Source organism: Vibrio sp. RC586 (assembly GCF_000176715.1).
Classification (GTDB): domain Bacteria; phylum Pseudomonadota; class Gammaproteobacteria; order Enterobacterales; family Vibrionaceae; genus Vibrio.
Map to the genome: position 1 here is coordinate 303,345 of NZ_ADBD01000010.1, position 16,748 is coordinate 320,092.

General features: G+C 47.1%; 18 protein-coding genes and 1 pseudogene. 4 read left to right on the top strand and 15 right to left on the bottom strand.

Going from position 1 to position 16,748, the window contains the following annotated elements:
• Positions 1 to 207: 207 nt before the first annotated feature.
• The 3 genes from VOA_RS06645 to VOA_RS06640 are packed head-to-tail and all read right to left on the bottom strand — an operon-like array spanning position 208 to position 3,681.
• Entirely contained in the window at positions 208 to 2,322 is a 2,115-nt protein-coding gene (locus VOA_RS06645; RefSeq protein ID WP_000671489.1) for an ATP-binding protein, read from the bottom strand.
• Positions 2,312 to 2,764 (bottom strand): hypothetical protein, encoded by a 453-nt coding sequence (locus VOA_RS0118410; protein ID WP_000040036.1) that lies wholly within the window; start codon positions 2,762 to 2,764, stop codon positions 2,312 to 2,314. The genes VOA_RS06645 and VOA_RS0118410 overlap by 11 nt, the downstream gene beginning before the upstream one ends.
• The gene (locus VOA_RS06640) at positions 2,764 to 3,681 is read right to left on the bottom strand and encodes a hypothetical protein (RefSeq protein WP_000640648.1); all 918 of its coding nucleotides are present in this window, start codon (positions 3,679 to 3,681) and stop codon (positions 2,764 to 2,766) included. Before VOA_RS06640 ends, VOA_RS0118410 begins: the two co-directional genes overlap by 1 nt.
• Positions 3,682 to 3,905: 224 nt before the next feature.
• On the opposite strand from VOA_RS06640, the pseudogene VOA_RS20305 reads away from it, so the two are divergent.
• Positions 3,906 to 4,113, top strand: a pseudogene (locus tag VOA_RS20305) (site-specific integrase); the annotation flags it as partial.
• A 157-nt stretch (positions 4,114 to 4,270) separates the two neighbouring features.
• Here VOA_RS20305 and VOA_RS06635 read toward each other — a convergent pair.
• From VOA_RS06635 to VOA_RS06615, 5 genes are read right to left on the bottom strand one after another with little or no spacing between them, the layout of a single operon-like run.
• Entirely contained in the window at positions 4,271 to 5,311 is a 1,041-nt protein-coding gene (locus VOA_RS06635) for an AbrB family transcriptional regulator (protein ID WP_000003783.1), read from the bottom strand.
• 12 nt (positions 5,312 to 5,323) lie between these two features.
• The gene (locus VOA_RS06630) at positions 5,324 to 6,295 is read right to left on the bottom strand and encodes a D-2-hydroxyacid dehydrogenase family protein (RefSeq protein WP_000684295.1); all 972 of its coding nucleotides are present in this window, start codon (positions 6,293 to 6,295) and stop codon (positions 5,324 to 5,326) included.
• 15 nt (positions 6,296 to 6,310) lie between these two features.
• Positions 6,311 to 6,826: a GNAT family N-acetyltransferase gene (locus VOA_RS06625; RefSeq protein ID WP_001131616.1), complete on the bottom strand. Its 516-nt coding sequence runs from the start codon at positions 6,824 to 6,826 to the stop codon at positions 6,311 to 6,313.
• Positions 6,827 to 6,858: 32 nt separating this feature from the next.
• Positions 6,859 to 7,314 (bottom strand): NUDIX hydrolase, encoded by a 456-nt coding sequence (locus VOA_RS06620; RefSeq protein WP_032468318.1) that lies wholly within the window; start codon positions 7,312 to 7,314, stop codon positions 6,859 to 6,861.
• Between the two features lie 14 nt (positions 7,315 to 7,328).
• Complete coding sequence (locus VOA_RS06615; protein WP_000729333.1) at positions 7,329 to 7,679, bottom strand: GlpM family protein; 351 nt, start codon at positions 7,677 to 7,679, stop codon at positions 7,329 to 7,331.
• A gap of 178 nt (positions 7,680 to 7,857) precedes the next feature.
• Here VOA_RS06615 and VOA_RS06610 point away from each other — a divergent pair, with 178 nt between their 5' ends.
• Positions 7,858 to 8,583 (top strand): tRNA (adenine(22)-N(1))-methyltransferase, encoded by a 726-nt coding sequence (locus VOA_RS06610; RefSeq protein WP_000765941.1) that lies wholly within the window; start codon positions 7,858 to 7,860, stop codon positions 8,581 to 8,583.
• A 9-nt stretch (positions 8,584 to 8,592) separates the two neighbouring features.
• The gene (locus VOA_RS06605; protein WP_000645870.1) at positions 8,593 to 9,534 is read left to right on the top strand and encodes a LysR family transcriptional regulator; all 942 of its coding nucleotides are present in this window, start codon (positions 8,593 to 8,595) and stop codon (positions 9,532 to 9,534) included.
• Here VOA_RS06605 and VOA_RS06600 read toward each other — a convergent pair.
• From VOA_RS06600 to VOA_RS06570, 7 genes are all read right to left on the bottom strand, one after another.
• Positions 9,531 to 9,821: a putative quinol monooxygenase gene (locus VOA_RS06600; protein WP_000581562.1), complete on the bottom strand. Its 291-nt coding sequence runs from the start codon at positions 9,819 to 9,821 to the stop codon at positions 9,531 to 9,533. The two genes, VOA_RS06605 and VOA_RS06600, sit on opposite strands and share 4 nt — an antisense overlap.
• A 3-nt stretch (positions 9,822 to 9,824) precedes the next feature.
• A complete protein-coding gene (locus VOA_RS06595) occupies positions 9,825 to 10,478 on the bottom strand; it encodes an oxygen-insensitive NAD(P)H-dependent nitroreductase NfsB (RefSeq protein ID WP_001023821.1) in 654 nt (217 codons plus the stop codon).
• 367 nt (positions 10,479 to 10,845) lie between these two features.
• Entirely contained in the window at positions 10,846 to 14,004 is a 3,159-nt protein-coding gene (locus VOA_RS06590; protein ID WP_000378343.1) for an efflux RND transporter permease subunit, read from the bottom strand.
• 1 nt (position 14,005) lies between these two features.
• Positions 14,006 to 15,010 carry an efflux RND transporter periplasmic adaptor subunit gene (locus VOA_RS06585; protein ID WP_000646057.1) on the bottom strand — a complete coding sequence of 335 codons (1,005 nt, stop codon included), beginning with the start codon at positions 15,008 to 15,010 and terminating at the stop codon, positions 14,006 to 14,008.
• Positions 15,011 to 15,119: 109 nt separating this feature from the next.
• A complete protein-coding gene (locus VOA_RS06580; RefSeq protein ID WP_000552045.1) occupies positions 15,120 to 15,578 on the bottom strand; it encodes a YeeE/YedE family protein in 459 nt (152 codons plus the stop codon).
• A 10-nt stretch (positions 15,579 to 15,588) separates the two neighbouring features.
• Positions 15,589 to 16,008: a YeeE/YedE family protein gene (locus tag VOA_RS06575; RefSeq protein ID WP_009356043.1), complete on the bottom strand. Its 420-nt coding sequence runs from the start codon at positions 16,006 to 16,008 to the stop codon at positions 15,589 to 15,591.
• 16 nt (positions 16,009 to 16,024) lie between these two features.
• Positions 16,025 to 16,342, bottom strand: coding sequence for an ArsR/SmtB family transcription factor (locus tag VOA_RS06570; protein ID WP_000165909.1), 318 nt, complete (start codon positions 16,340 to 16,342; stop codon positions 16,025 to 16,027).
• A gap of 154 nt (positions 16,343 to 16,496) precedes the next feature.
• On the opposite strand from VOA_RS06570, the gene VOA_RS06565 reads away from it, so the two are divergent.
• Positions 16,497 to 16,682 carry a YgaP family membrane protein gene (locus VOA_RS06565; RefSeq protein WP_000151362.1) on the top strand — a complete coding sequence of 62 codons (186 nt, stop codon included), beginning with the start codon at positions 16,497 to 16,499 and terminating at the stop codon, positions 16,680 to 16,682.
• Positions 16,683 to 16,748: the final 66 nt, after the last annotated feature.

Here is a 16,748-nt window from a genome sequence, read left to right on the forward strand (position 1 = left end):
AAAATACCCCACCCTAACCCTCCCCTAGAAGGGGAGGGAACTGGATTTGCGGTCATTTGGATTTTGTGGCTGATTGTGAACTGATAACACGTTTATGGACAGAAACGTGCTAGATTATTATGCTCACTCGCCAGGCTACGATTAGCAAAAGTAAGTCAAAAGGCAAGACATGCCCCATTTTTCTGTTTTTGTTTTACCTGAACATGATTACGCATTCAAAGAACTAGATTCAAGCCTTACAATTACTTTCCTAGGTAAACGAACCAACTCAAAGCTATCTTCGCTTAACCCCGCGACTGAAGAGTTAAAAGTATCTTCATTTTCATCAAATGATGCTGCCACAATACTCTGTAACCCGCGAGTTTTTGCTAAGGTGTCAAGCATTTGATTCACACTCTTGGTACTCATAGAGTGCTGTGCTGGCTCATCAAACAGTATTAGCCCCGGATGGTTCCCTCCTTGAGATGCCGATGCTTTATATAGTGCAATCAAGTAAGACCAAATAAGCCTTACAAAATCACTCGCTGATGAGTCAGATTTAATATCGGCCACACTTGCACTTTGCTTTTTCTGAAGCTCCGTAGGTGTTTCTAGCTGCTCTCTTAGCTCTATGTCACTTAGATATGGGAGAAGTGTTCCTGGCTTCACTTCGATTTCGTCGACTACAGCACTTCGGTAGCCAAATTTGGAAGCTAATGACTTAAACTCAGTCGAGAAAGCGTTAATCTTGCCCCAGTCATTTCCTGTGAAGCTATGTTTTGAAAGTGAAGCTATCTCTGAATTTAACTTCTTATAGTGTTTAGCTAAAGACGCCAATGTTTCTAGGTGCCCCTTCACTTTCTCTTCAAGCTTTTGCAGTTCTGTCTGTCGGTTTTCTATAACGATTTTCTTTCTAATATCAGCTTCTTTGATGCTGTTCGTTGATTTAATGTCTCGTTTCAGTGAGATGAGCTCTTTTCTAAACTTAGCCACCTCTCGATTTATGGTTAGTAGTTGACCTTTGTCTCGCTCAATTGTTTTTTGGAGGCCATCAATTAACGACTTAGTCATCTTCTTTTGGTTGTCTAAGTGAGTGATATTTTCTTCTAGTGACATCGGCATAGCTACGCTATCCGGAGAAATTAAAATATCATCAATTAGATTGAGACAGGTATGGCACCTACCTTTGGCAAAATCCAGCTCTGCTTCATCCACACCAAACTTGACTAACTTTCTGGTAAGTTTGTTGCCTTTCAAATCTTTTTCGATACTCTCTAAGCTTTCTTTATACTGACCAAGCTGAGACTCATTAATTTTAATCTGGCTCCCACACATCCCCTGCATGAGCAAAAGCTCATCGATTCTATCTTGAACTGATTCGATTTTGGCTACTAAGTCCGGCGAGTCGTCAGAGAGCTGTGACTTCTCATTTTTCACAACCTCATACATTTCTTGGTTTAGCTCAGCTTTAACCTGTTCAAAAGGTTTAACCTCTAAACCTACTCTTTCACCTATGGTTACCAGTTTCGGGTCAAACTCGACTGATGGTGCTTTACTCACCCCAGAAACAGACAAGCCTTTATTTTCTGCTGAAACCTTAATTTCAGTTGCAGACTCAGACCACTCACTGAGTACCCTAGCACGCTGAGATTGCAGTTCATTGAGCTTTTTGGTGTTCCTGAAACTATCGAGATCTAGCAGAAAACTAGCGACCTTTTCTCGCATCCCACTTACTCCATAATATGGGATATTAGCAATGTAATCTGTCCAACCTCTTTTCTGTTCAATAAGTAAAGCCGAGAAGACTGATTGCAAATACAGCTTGGTCTCTTTACCTTTATTATCTGACAAGTTAGGAAGTTCAAAGCCTAAGAACTTTTCAAGATATGCAAAAAAACCTCGGTATTCATCTTGGGCAGAACCCGCATCATGCAAAAACGTATATTGGCTTCTGAAGTTTGATAAAGATTCGTTAGTCAGATATGCACCTTCAATAATCTGAATCAGTTTTGTATCAACAGCGTCCGATTTGATAGCGCGTTTTAATGTTATGATTTGCCCCTGTTTGTTCTCTAGCTCTAAATAGACCGTAGAACTCACAACTCGCTTTTCTTCACCATCTAAATCAAATCTATCTTTTAGTGCATATGGTAGAGCTGCACTTCCTTTAGACCCGATAATCTCTTCCATACCAAGAGCATAAATTAACGAGTTAACGAAAGTACTTTTTCCTGATGAGTTGTCACCACGAATAATGTTTAGACCAGGACTGAACGGAATTCTATACCCGTAATCTTGGTTGTCTGTAGCAGATAACGTTACAAATAATTGGTTAAACTTCATCTACCCACCTTTTAGCTGCATTACTTACCATTGTTTCAGTGATTTTTTTTGCAATTACTTTCAGTTCTTTCGCTTCTGAATCAAACAACTCAATCAGTTTTGACCCTGCTATAAAATTCTCAGACTTCGCAGTTAGCTGATATGCACCATTACTAGTCCTTTCAAGCAAACCTTCTGAGGTTGCATAGCTAAGTGCCATATTGAGTGATGGATCAATGCCCCATACACCTACTAGAAGCTCTTTTTTCTCAGCGGACACCTGTAATGCTTTCATTCTTTGAGGCTCAAGCATTGCCCAATTAAACAAGTGCAATTTAAGAAGACTCGCTTTACCACCGCTACAACACAATTTCAAAATCAAAAGCAACTTTCCAATTTTGTACATTGGTCTCAACTCAGGGATTACTGCCGATTTTTTTCTGTTAAATATCAGTTTGCTCACTACTCAATCCTCATTGGGCATTCTGCAATCCACCTCGCCACCATGTGCTTGGTAATCGACACCAAATCTTCGTATTCAATCGTTGAAATGTGAGGGTCTTTTTGAAATCGACCAATCAGCTTTTCTTCAATTGAAGAAACTAACCTTTGAGGACTGTCTTCCCATGTCATCGACACTTCTTCTACCTCGTCCTCAAAATTGTTTACAAGCTTTGCTATACGCTCATAGAGCTCTGGTGATTGGTTAAAAATACGCCTTAAAATTTCGTACCCTTTGAGGTATTGCTTTTTGGTCAATTCATTAAGTCGTTGATGTGTTTTAGGCTTATAAACATTATTGATAGAGCTTCTGACTTCATTTTTTTCGAAAATATTTTCGTCATACTCTGTCGTTAGTTCAGGTTCTGGAATTACTTCACCTTTAGCACTCGTAAAACACAGTTGCTGACCGTTCACCACCTGCAGCTGTCTTATATCCTGAATAAAGTAATCTAGGTCTTTTACTAGTACTTGGAAGTCATCAGCTATAAATGCCAACCCTTGCTCTTTGACTTCAGCTTCTTTCTTTCTCGCATGCGCATGAATGTCATGTTTTCCGATACGAGGAGTAATGAATAACCACTGAGAAATCTTGCAATCACCTATATGCTTGATTAGAGCTTCTTCGTTCTTAGCAAGCTTACCAATGTCGGTCGTCATCTTGTCTCGCTGCTTCTCATGAAGAATCCCAGCGCTATATTCTTCATCAGGACAATAGCACTGAATCATAATGCCCTCGTCCAGAACAAAGCCTTCAATGCCTAGATCACCCGGAGACGCTACCATATCTTGATAGGTGTCATATCTCTTTTTAAAGACCGACTGGATCAACCTTTCCCATCTGTCACCGTCTAATAGGCCAACATCAGTGTAAATCATATATTTTGAGCACCCATCACATATAAATAACCCTCATGATACGTGCTCGGTTACATCCAGTTAATCCTTAATTTTTAGAGGGTTAAACGCCATAGCCATATATGTGATTAACACCTCGGTACACACCACGTTAATTAACTTATTTATCATTACAAAAACAAATAATGGATAATCAGACCTCACCAGAAAACTGTATATAAAAACAGTATAACTCTGTGATTATAATGTCTATTAGAAACTTAAAAGACGGCCACAAAAACTTGGCTTTGTGAATGCTACCTACAGGGCCGGGCTAGTAAGCGGATTCGCAAGCGCTTCACTACTAAAGGCGAAGCACTTGCGTTCGAAAAGTTCACTATGGCCGAGGTTGATGAGAAACCTTGGCTTGGTGATAAGGTCGAGCTTAGAAGCTTGGTTGATATGATTGACCTTTGACAAGAACGTCATGGCCAATCACTTGCCCACTCTAAGTACATAGAGCTCTTGAACAAGCGGCAGAAAATCAAGAGGTTAATCATTGCTGGCACGAAAAGGGGCACTTCTGAGCTAACCCCATCCACTAGCTAGCTCTTACTCAAGAATTCCCCCATCACCTCCCCCTCAACTCCTCCAACTGCTTTTTCAGCATGGCGGGCAGTGAATAGAGCAACAACAGGCGCAGAGCGTGGTTAATCATCACAAACGCGGGCTCCATTCCGAGCAGTAAGGCGACGGCGGTCATGGCTTCTACACTGCCGGGAACCCAAGAAAGCAGCAGCACGACCCATGATTTATCGATCAAAATAGAAAAGACGCCGGAGACGCCCACCGCGACCAAAAGGCCAATCATGGTGACCATTACCCCTGCGCGGGAATACGCCATGGCTTCGCGCAGTGTGGTATCGGCAATGCGTGAGCCGATCAAAATGCCGAGCAAAGCGGTGGCGAATATCACCATCCATTTCGGCAGTTGCATATCAATGCCGGTGGCAAAGCCATTAAAGCTGGCGGTGATGAGTAACGCTGCCAACATATAAGGCGCAGGAATGCCGAGTAAGGTGGAAGCTTTACCCAGTAGCAAGCTCATAAGCGCCAGAGCCAAGAAAATAAGCCAAGCGTAAACGGTCAAGCTGCCGTCTACGGATGCGCTATCCGGCGCGCTGTTGGAGATCAACAGTGCCAATAAAGTGAGGATCATCAGGCGCACAGAGTGGGAATAGACCACTTTGGCGGAAGGCTTTTCGCTTGATTCGCTGATCACCAAAATTGCAGCCATCGCACCCGGTACGGCACCGAGTAGAGATTCAAACGGCGTCCAACCCTCTTTTTTGGTGAGCCACAAATAGCTACTGATGATTTGCAGCGTTAAACAGCACACCAAACCCACGATCACCGGCAAGGTTAAGGTGGTACCTAGCTCGCTCAAACTGATAGTCGCACCGACACTGATCCCAAGCACGACTTGCACAAACAGCAGCAGCCACGGCGGCGTATGAATAGTTAGCCAACGCTTCTTGTGCAGCACAATAACCAAACCCGAGGCAATAAACATTTCAGACAGTGGGATGGAGAGTAGCGTCCCTGCCCCCGCAGACACGGCGGCGATAATCAAGATTTGAATAAAGAGTGTGAAAGAAGCTCTTTCGGACATGCTGTGTTTCCTTTAGGCCTTATCGCTCAGTGACGCTTTCGCGGCCGAGTGAGCAAACTTGACCACATTCTCAAACGCGGCCTGAAAGTAGATCTCGTAGCTGTTTTTCTCCACATAACCGAGATGCGGCGCGCACAGCACATTGGGCAAACTCAGCAGCGGCTCATTGTTGGGTAACGCGGGCTCGTTTTCGTACACATCGACCGCGGCTTGGCGCGTTGGGTTAGCCTGCATCACTGAGTAGAGTGCGCCCGACTCCACCAGTTCAGCTCGGCTGGTATTCACAAACAGCGAATCGGGTTTCATGGCAAGCAGATCTTGCTTGGTCACAATGCCACGCGTGGCGTCATTCAAACGTAAGTGCAGTGAAAGTACATCGGCTTTAGCAAAAAACTCGGCTTTATCGGCGGCAGCTTGATAACCCAACTCAAGCGCTTTTTGCCGCGAGGCTTCACTGCCCCACACCAAGATTGGCATACCAAATACGTGACCAAATTGAGCAATGCGCTGGCCGATTTTGCCTAACCCCCAAATGCCCAAGGTGCGACCAGAGAGGGTTCGACCTAACCCTAATCCGCCATTTTGCTGCCAATGGCCTGCGTGTAACTGCTCGATATAACTTGGCAAATGGCGCGAAGCGGCAAGGATTAAACCCCAGCACAGCTCCGCTGGGGCAACAGGAGAGCCGATGCCTTCTAACACGGTCACGCCATAACGCTCACACAGTGCCACATCAATATGGTTGCTGACTTTTCCGGTCTGGCTGATGAGTTTTAAATTCGGCAGATGAGCCAAAAGATTTTCAGTGATTGGGGTGCGCTCGCGGATCAGCACCAAAGCCTCAAAAGCTTTCAGGCGCTCAATCAATACCGTTTCATCGCTCACACTGTCATTGAATACGGTGACGTCATGCCCTTGTAAGCATTGAAAGGCGTTTAAGCCACGCACCACATTTTGGTAATCATCTAGAATCGCAATTTTCATCTCACGTCCTTGTGGCTAAAGGTCAATCCAGTAGCGTGCCAGTAAAGAGGGGAAATACTCTCCGGTGATCGTGCTTTCAAACACACCGCCGTTGCTTTCAATCACTCGGCGTGATGCGTGATTATCGCTATCGGCAACCAGCAACACGCGTTTTAAGCCTAAGCGTTTGGCTTCTATCAATCCAAGGCGCAGCATTTCGCAGCCAATGCCCTTGCGGCGCGCACTGGGTGCAACATCGTAGCCAATATGCCCCGCTTCGTTAGTAAGAAATGGCGTATCAATGTGGTGACGCAAACGCAGCGCACCCAAAATCTTGCCTTGTTGATCTTGATACCAAAAATAGCTGCAAGGCACGTAGCCACAAGGCAGGTTTTGGCCGTGGGCGTGGTCATCCAGCAGTTGCACGTAGTCGGCAAAATTCTCATCGCCTTGGCGGTAAAAATCACAGTTGATCGGGTCGTGGCGCTGAAAATCTTGGAAGAACTCGGCAAACGCCGCTTCATCCTGCAAAGTTAATCGAGTTAACGGCATAGTCTCTCCTTGACGAATGATTGAGCGCGAATTTAAAGCGCCAGATAGCGTGGATACAGGCGTTGGAACTCTTGAATCGCGATTTTATCAGCAACGGTTTCCACCGCACTTGGCGCAATCGGCGTCCAAAAAACTTCATCCGCCTCGTGGCAGGCGATCTCACCTTGCCATTGATCCACCACGTAATAGTGCAGCAGTTGCAGCTCAAATTCTGTCGGATGATAGAGCGAGCAGAGATAAACGCTGCGCGTAGCGTCCACGCCTAACTCTTCTTGCACTTCACGCTGCAACGCTTGCGCTTGGTTTTCTCCCGCTTCGATATGCCCACCGGGGATCGCGATGATATTAGGATCGCTCGCTTTGGTTGCTGAGCGACGTTCGAGTAGACAAGTGCCCTCTTTGATCAGCAAAAAAGAGACACATTCGGCCACGGGCAATCTTGTTGTCGTTTTTTCTACAGACACAGCTTTCTCCTTAAATCCTTTCATGATGGCGAGTGAGCTTAGGCCATGCTCGGGTGTAAACGAGTCCAACCCACCAGTAAAAGTGCAGCAAATACCAGCCAAACCAAGGTGGCACAGACCAGTGTGCCAGTAAGGCTCAAGCGGTAACTAAAGTAATACACCGCAAGAAGATACGCCGCATAAGGGATAAGCGAATACAGCCCAAACAGCGCGGTAGTGCGCAGATCTTCCATAGTGCGTTCGGTGCCAACAATGTAATGGGCGATTAAAGCAAAGGTGGGAAATAGCGGCACAAGGCCAGAAATAAAAAAGCTTTTGGTTTTCGATAACAGGGCAATGATCAACACCGCAAGCGCTCCAAGCAAGCACTTGAAAAACAAAGCCGCCATGACATTTCCTTTTGTCAGAACAGGTTACAGGCAACCACTATAAATCACTCTCCCGTTAAGAAGAACTGCTCATTAACCAGTTTGTTAATTTCTCTGCAACATTTTTCCGAACCTGAGTAAAATGGCCGCCTCAGTTTTGATTCAGCGGCTTCTTTTAGTTGCGACATGTAGGTACGGCATGAAATTAGGAAAACGGCTGACTCAGTTAGTCCAACACGTAAAACACGACTACGACCAGATTTGGGATTGCTGTTGCGACCACGGTTTACTCGGTGCGGCGTTACTCAAACAGCACCCTAGCACCACAGTGCATTTTGTCGATATCGTTCCCTCTTTGATTGAGAAGGTCACGCTCGATTTAACCCGCTATTTTCCTGCCACGACCAACTCACCGCGCTGGCGCACTTACTGCCTTGATGTGCGCGATTTGCCACTCGAAGCCAACGCAGGATCGCATCTCGTCATTATCGCCGGAGTGGGCGGAGATTTGATGATGGAATTTATTGCCGAGCTTGCCAAGCGTCACCCGAGCATGACGTTTGAGCTGCTGCTGTGCCCGGTTCACCACACTTATACGTTGCGCGAGCAGTTAATCGCGCTTAATGCGGAGCTGAAAAGCGAGCGTTTAGTGGAAGAGAATCAGCGCATTTATGAGCTACTGCATGTGCAGATCCATCCCAGTTCGGGGGCTTGCTCTCACCCTCTCTCTTTGGTCGGTGAATTGCTTTGGCAAACAAACGGCGCAGATCAACAGAAGATCGCACAGCGTTATTTACAGCAGTTGCAGCAGCACTATCAGCGCAAAGCACAAGGCGGTGATGCAGGTGCAAAGCAGTGTTGGCAAGCGTATCAGGCTGTGGAGATCATTCAGCACATGGATGCCACTCTAGAACTCGCTCAATAGGCTAGAAAGATGAAAGCACTCAATGATTTGAATTTGTTTGTCGAAACCGCGCGCCAAGGCAGTTTTTCTAAAGCCGCTAACAGCCTATCACTTACAACCGCCGCCGTGAGCGCTGCGATCCGCCGCTTGGAAGAGCAAGTGCAATTTCCGCTGTTTGTGCGCTCGACGCGACATATTCGTTTAACTCATGAGGGTGAAATCTTTCTCGCCAAAACCCAAACCGCACTGGCCACCTTGCAAGAGGGTTTAGATCAGATCGCTTGTGCGCGTGGCCAGTTGGCTGGCCAACTGCACATCAGCGCGCCTTCCGATTTGGGGCGTAATTTGCTGCTCGACTGGATTGATGAATTTATCGCGCGGCACCCGAATGTCACGGTGAAACTGGATCTCTCCGATCGTCTCACGGATATGTACGCCAATCCGGTCGATATCGCGATTCGTTATGGTCAGCCAGCCGATTCTAATTTGGTGGCAATGTTGCTGTGCGATTCTAACGAGCGCGTGTTGTGTGCTTCGCCAGAGTATTTGGCCGCTCACCCGCCCATTCTGCATCCTGACGATTTACAGCATCACAACTGTCTGTGCTTTATGTTGGCCGATACACTACACAACAAATGGATTTTGAGCCGTAATGGTGAAACGCACAGTGTGGTGGTGCAAGGCAACCCTGCCTGTAATGATGGCGAAGTGGTACACAGATTGGCGGTAAAAGGCAAAGGGATTGCCAATAAATCGCTGATGGACATCAGTCAGGACATTATTGATGGGCGTTTAGTGCGGATTTTGCCGGAATGGGAAAGCGGCCCAGTACCCATTTATATGGTGTGTGCCGATCGACGTTTGATCACCCCAACCATTCGCGCTTTTCAGGAGTTCATTCGTGAAAAAGGCTGTCAGCAACGACGTGCGGTACTGACAGCCATTCAAGAGCGAGAGCAAAATCCTCGTTAGCCAACAAAAGTCAGTGGGCGTAACTGCAGGTATTCCAACATCTCGCGCTCACCGATCTTTTGCTGAAAATGCTGGAAATGGGCGCTCTGTTGGTGCTTTTGCAAGCTCTCTTCCGAACACCAAATTTCCTGCATTAAAAACAGCCCCTCAATCGAGTTGTCACGATACAGCTCATATTGGCAACACCCCTCTTCATTGCGACTAGGCTCAAGGAGCGCTTCGAGCAGCGCTTGCACTTGCTGCGCTGAATCGGGGAAGGCTTTGATTTCTGCGAGTAAATGGATCATAACTTACAGCTCGGTAAAGACCGCTTCCGCAGGCCAACGTGATTTAGGTAGTTTGGCGTTGAAGTCGCCTTCACTGTGGAATCCTAGTGGTACAATCACCACGCTGTTGAAGCCTTTTTCGGTTAAGCCAAACTCTTCGTTCAGCACTTGAGCATCAAAGCCTTCAATCGGAACCGCATCAATCCCCATCGCCGCAGCACCCAGTAGCAGTGTACCCACGTTGAGGTAAACTTGTTTTTGCATCCAGTGCTCAGCATCGTTCAGGGTCTCACGGTGTAGATTAACGAAATAGCTGCGTCCGCCATGCATGCCATTTTTTGCTTCTTCGTTAGCAAAACGGCCATCTTGATCTTCGTTCTCCAGCAGTGAGAGCAGATAAGCATCATCAATACTGGTTTTGGCACAAAACACCATCACGTGCGATGCATCTAAAATTTTGCGCTCGTTAAACGAAAAACCGCCTTGCGTTGCTTTGGCAATGCGTGCTTTGCCTTCATCACTGCCGGCCAGAATAAAATGCCAAGGTTGCGAGTTCACGCTAGAGGCACTCATGCGTACCAACTCTTTCAAATCTGCAACTTGCTGTTCAGACAGCTTGCGGCTAGCGTCAAACGCTTTGGTGGAATAGCGAGACTGCGACGCTTGTAGAATATTCATGTTTCACTCCTAAGGAAATTCTCTATACCCTTCCTACTTGAAGCTGCAGCGGTGTTGGCTACGTTCGTTCACCCCAATCACATAGTGTATCTATGCTCATGGGGATGAACTTACTTGCCGCCTACCTGCAACTCCAAGTAGTTTGGGTATATGACCTGCCATTGCAAGTCGTCTGGGTAAAGATGGCGCTAAGATATCTGACTGACACACAACAAGAAACCACCTGCTGCTTGAATCATTTTCAAAAATTTTTTGATAATCCAACCTTGAATAGGCCAGCTACATGTTTGGGATAGCGAATAGCACCTAAAAAAGAGGCTGACCTGTGCGATCAGCCTCTATCCATAAATTGTCTCGTCACTTTGAGTTAATGTGCCGAGAAGCGTTTACGCATCACCACGTAATAGAGCACAGGAATGACCAATAAAGTCAGTACGGTGGAGACAAAAATCCCGAAGATCAAGCTGATCGCCAGACCGTTGAAGATAGGATCATCGAGGATAAACACCGCACCAATCATGGCCGCCAGAGCAGTCAGCATAATCGGTTTTGCCCGTACCGCCGCAGATTGAATGACCGCTTCAGAGAACTCCATGCCCTGCTCTACCTGTTGGTTGATGAAGTCCACCAACAAGATTGAGTTACGCACAATGATCCCCGCCAACGCTATCATCCCAATCATGGATGTCGCAGTAAATTGCGCCCCTAGCAAGGCATGACCGGGCATGACGCCGATGATAGTCAGCGGGATCGGAGCCATGATGATGAGTGGCACGAGATAAGATTTAAACTGTGCAACCACCAGTAGATAAATCAGCACCATGCCCACAGCGTAAGCAATACCCATATCGCGGAAGGTTTCGTAAGTCACCGTCCATTCGCCATCCCATGCCACAGCAACACCGCTTAGGCCGTCTGGTTGATGGATGTAGTACTGCTCCAGCCCCATTTGTTCATCAAGCGCGAAGCCAATCTCAAACATGCCATACAGTGGGCTATCCAAATTGCCGGACATATCGCCGACCACCATCACCATAGGCACCAAGTTTTTGTGCACGATGTAGTCGTCCATACGGGTTTGGCGTACTTCAACCAGATCGGAAAGCGGATAAGCGTAACCGTTTTGGCTACCCACTTTCATATTCAGCACCTGCTCTAAGCGCACTTTGGCGGTTTCGGTTGCTTGAATCTGGATCGGAATCGGGTACTTACTGTGTTCACTGTGCAGATAAGTAATGGGCTTACCGCCCACCGCCGTCGCCAACGCATCGACAATCGAGGCATAAGCCACTTGCAAATGCGCAGCCTTACTACGGTCAATCACCACCTGCCATTTCTCATGCATTTCCGGCAAGTACATGTCCACATCAACAATGTCTTTCGTTTCACGGAAAATTTCCCGTACGTGGCGCGCTGCGTCGTTGCGAATTTCTTGTGTAGGACCATACACTTCCGCCAAAATCGGCGACCAAACTGGCGGTCCTGGCGGCACTTCTACCACTTTGACTTTGCCGCCAAAACGCTGCGCAATTTCATTCAGTTGTGGGCGCAGTTGGCTGGCGATGGTGTGGCTATCTCTGTCGCGCTCTTTGCGCCCCAGCAAGTTGACTTGAATATCGCCTTGGTTGGCTTGGTTACGCATAAAGTAATGGCGCACTAAACCGTTGAAGTTGATCGGTGCAGCCGTGCCGGCATAAATTTGGTAATCCCGCACTTCAGGAACGTCATTCAGCGCCGCCCCCATCTCAAACAGCACCCGTTGTGTTTTTTCTAGCGAACTGCCTTCGGGCATATCGAGCACAATCTGGAATTCCGATTTGTTATCAAACGGCAGCATTTTCAACACTACGGCTTGGAACACTGGTAGCAGTACGGAACCGGCAATCAGAGCCAGAATGGTCAGCAGCAAAAACAGTCGGTTACGCCCCTGTTTTGGTGCAGTGACAAAAGGCGACATAATTTTGTGGAAAATGCCATTCGCCGCTTTGCCTTCTTCATGATGATGCCCCGCCTTGAGGAATTTACCCGCCAGCCAAGGAGAAAGTACAAAAGCTACCGCAAGGGAAATCAGCATCCCCATTGAAGCGTTAATTGGAATTGGGCTCATGTACGGCCCCATCAAGCCTGACACAAACGCCATCGGCAACAAGGCCGCAATAACAGTTAGGGTAGCAAGAATGGTTGGCCCACCGACTTCATCTACCGCAGGGGGAATGAGTTCCGACAACTTGCTTTTGTCCATCGCCATATGCCGGTGAATGTTCTCCACCACCACAATCGCATCATCGACCAAGATACCGATGGAAAAAATCAGAGCGAATAGCGACACACGATTGAGAGTAAAACCCCATGCCCAAGACGCAAACAAGGTAATCATCAAGGTGACGATAATCGCCATACCGACCACAATCGCTTCACGCCAGCCCATAGTCAGCAGCACCAAAATCACCACTGCCGTGGTGGCGAAAGCGAGTTTTCCAATCAAGGTATTGCTTTTATCGGCGGCAGTTTGTCCGTAATCGCGAGTGATATCCACATCAATCCCTTGCGGGATCAGTTGGTTTTCAAGGCTGACTAGGCGCGCCTCCACCGCTTTGGCGACATCGACCGCGTTTTCTCCCCCTTTCTTAGCCACCGCAATCGTAACTGCAGGATGAATTCCGTCGCGATCGCCTGTCCATACATTTTGAGTAGGCGTGTTAACCCCAAAGGAAACGCTCGCAATATCTTCCAGATAAACGGGTGTGCCATTGTGTAACCCAACCACCAACTGTTTCACTTCTTCCACCCGAGTTAAGAACTGGCCAACTTGCACCGGAAACTCTTGGTTATCGTGGGTTAAACGCAGCATCGGTGAGCTTTGATTCGCCGCCGGCAAACTTTGATTGAGTTGATCTAACGTAATACCAAAGCTGTTCATTTTGGCAGGGTCAAGACGCACATCAACAATGGTATTTTGTCCGCCAACCGTGTAGATATCACGCGTGCCGGGAATACGTTTCAGCTCAGTTTCTAAACCATGCGCAACTTGTGTGAGTTGCTGTTGATCGAAGCGGTCACTCTTCTCTGCCAAGGTAATGGTCACAATCGGTACATCTTCAATTCCTTTCGGTTTGATGATGGGCTCACCCACCCCAACGCCTTGCGGCATCCAATCCTTGTTGGAATAGAGTTTGTTGTAGATCCGCACCACCGCATCATTACGCGGTACACCCACTTTAAAAATGGCAACAATCATTGCGCCATCCGGCTGAGAAAACGAGTAGATCTTATCGATCCCTTCAATTTCGGAAATCACTTGTTCTGCCGGTGAGGTGACCAAACTTTCCACTTCACGAGGAGAAGCGCCGGGAAATGGAATATAGACATCCGCGAAAGTCACATCAATCTGCGGCTCTTCTTCTTTCGGAGTCACCATGACCGCAAATAACCCCATCAGCAAACCGACTAAGGCAAGCAGTGGTGTCATGGCTGAATTTTGAAAGGCCGCAGCGATGCGACCCGAAATACCGAGTCGACTATCCATGTCATTCACCTTTTGCTGTTACTGCTCGTGTAGCAACCACATCACCTTGTTCAAGGCCAGAAAGCACTTCAACGTAGTCGCCATAATTTTGCCCCAAACGTACTGGGTTAAGTGCACGTTGGCCGTTATTCACTCGGTACACGGCACTCAATTCGGCGCGGCGCAAAACGGCGCTGTTAGGAACCACTAAGACTTCTCGTTGACCATAATTGAATTCGGTTTTCACCCACATACCAGGGACAAGTGCGGCAGTTTTCTCCGGCAGCTCAAGCCGAGTCTTGAAGGTATGTGATTGCGGATCGGCATAGCTAAACAAACTAAATTCTGTTGGCTTGAGTTGCTCACCTTGCGCGGTACGCACAGTAAATTGATCGACTTGAGAAACAAAAGGTTGATAGCGCTGAGGAATTTCCGTTTCCACTCGCAGTTCATCGAGCGAAAAACCACTAAGCAATGGCGTACCCGGTGCAACGGTTTCACCCAACTCCACCATGCGCTTGGTAACAATGCCATCATAAGGTGCGGTGATATTAGTGTAACCCAAAGACTCTTTGGCTTGTTCCACCGCCGCTTGCGCAGATTTCACTGCGGCATCCGCACTGCGCGCGCGCGCTTCGGCACTGTCCATTTGATCTTTAGAAATCGCCCCTTTGGGAAAAAGTTGGCGATAGCGGTTTAGCTGCGCTTGCGCTTCACGATTTTGTGCATTGGCACTCGCCAGTTGGGCTTTAGCCGCATCAAGCGAAGCCGATTGTTGAACCGCACTGATTTCTAGCAGCACTTGGCCTTTCTTGACATAGTCATTGACATCAACATATAAGCCAACCACTCGTCCCGAGGTTTGCGCCGCTAAAGACCCCTGATTGACAGGTTGCACAACGCCATCTAATTCGACCACCTGCGAGATCGACTCTGTTTTCACGGTAAACAGTTCGTTACTGTCTTGATTTTGAGCATAGGCCGAACTGGCGAGCACCAGTGCGATACTCCAACTTAACGCTTTCATCCTCTTCCCTCGCAGATTCTACTTTCCCGCTTGTTGCCACACGGTATCGCGAACGCTTCAAGCGGGTCAGAGAGTGATTTCCTAGATACTGCCTAATAGACTAGTTGCATTAGGCATTTTGTGTCTGAATTTCTTTACAATTTTTAATACAGATCAATAAATTAGTAACACCTAAGCCAAGCATCATTGCGGGAAAAAAGACCCATGCCCCTAAATTCCCTAACGCTAAGCTGGAAACAATCGGCCCCGGACAGATGCCAACCAATCCCCACCCCAAACCGAAGATCACAGATCCTGAGATCAAGCGACGATCAATCTTGGTGTTATTGGCCAAACAAAACACTTTGGCATTAACTGGCTTGGCTTTCGGTTTGATCAGCAAGAAATAAGCAGGCATGAAGACTGCTAACGCGCCCCCCATCACAAACATCAAGCTGGGATCCCAAGCTCCTGCCACATCCAGAAACCCGATCACTTTTGCGAGATCCGCCATGCCAGATACCACCATTCCTAAGCCAAATAACAGACCAGCAACGAGCGAAGTCACACGAAATAATACGTTATGCATACCAACCCACTTACATCAGATGAAGACGAACGAAAACCGTCATAGCAGCAACCACCATAAACACACAGGTCGCAATGATGGAACGCTTAGAGAAGCGACCAATGCCGCAGATACCGTGTCCACTGGTGCAGCCATTCGCCAGTCGTGTACCCACGCCAACCAATAAACCTGCGGTCGCAAGCACAATACCACTTACACCAAAATCGGTAGGGACATGATGACCAAGAAGCCTCACACCGATAACACCACCAGACATCATGCCAACCACAAACAGCAGTCGCCATGCAAAATCTCGCGATTTAGGCGTCAGTAAGCCCGTCAAAATACCACTGATTCCGGCAATTTTTCCGTTCATGAGCAACATCAATGTCGCTGAAATCCCTAAAAGCATCCCTCCAATTAACGAGTCCCAAGGAATAGAAAACGTCATACTTTCCTCTACTTAATTATCGACAAAACACATTCTGTAAACTTTGAATCAACGCGGTGATTCGGCTGTCAGCTAGGCTATAGAAAACTTGTTGTGATTCTTTACGCGCCTGAATAATGCCGTGCTTACGCAGCACGGTAAGATGCTGAGAAAACGCAGACTGACTCAATGTTGAACCTTGTTGTAACTGCCCAACCCCCATCTCGCGATTGGTCAGTTGGCACAACACCATTAACCGTTCCGGATGAGCCATCACGCGCAGTAATTCAGCAACCTCCACGGCATTACTCTTCATTTGTTCGATTTCAATATGGTCACTGGCTTGCTTAGTCATGGCTTATCCTCTAACTAAAATTTAACGAGATCATACAAATATATTTATATTAGTCAATTCTTATTTAGCTGAAAACATTTTAGATAAAATTAAATTAGACACATCTAATTAATAGGCGTATAGTTTTGAACAAACAACAATGGAGGTTACCAACATGACGATTGAAAACGGTGTAAGAGTATTAGCTGGCAGCATGGTTCTGCTTTCAGTCATTCTCACTTGGTGTGTTCACCCTAATTTTCTGTGGCTAACAGTATTTGTGGGCGTAAACCTGATCCAAAGCGCATTCACGGGCTTTTGTCCTGCCGCATTCTTTCTCAAGAAACTAGGATTACGTTAATGACACCCCAACACTCTGTCTTATCGAGATAGTGTGTTGGGATCTAGCAACTGATTTGGAGTAACT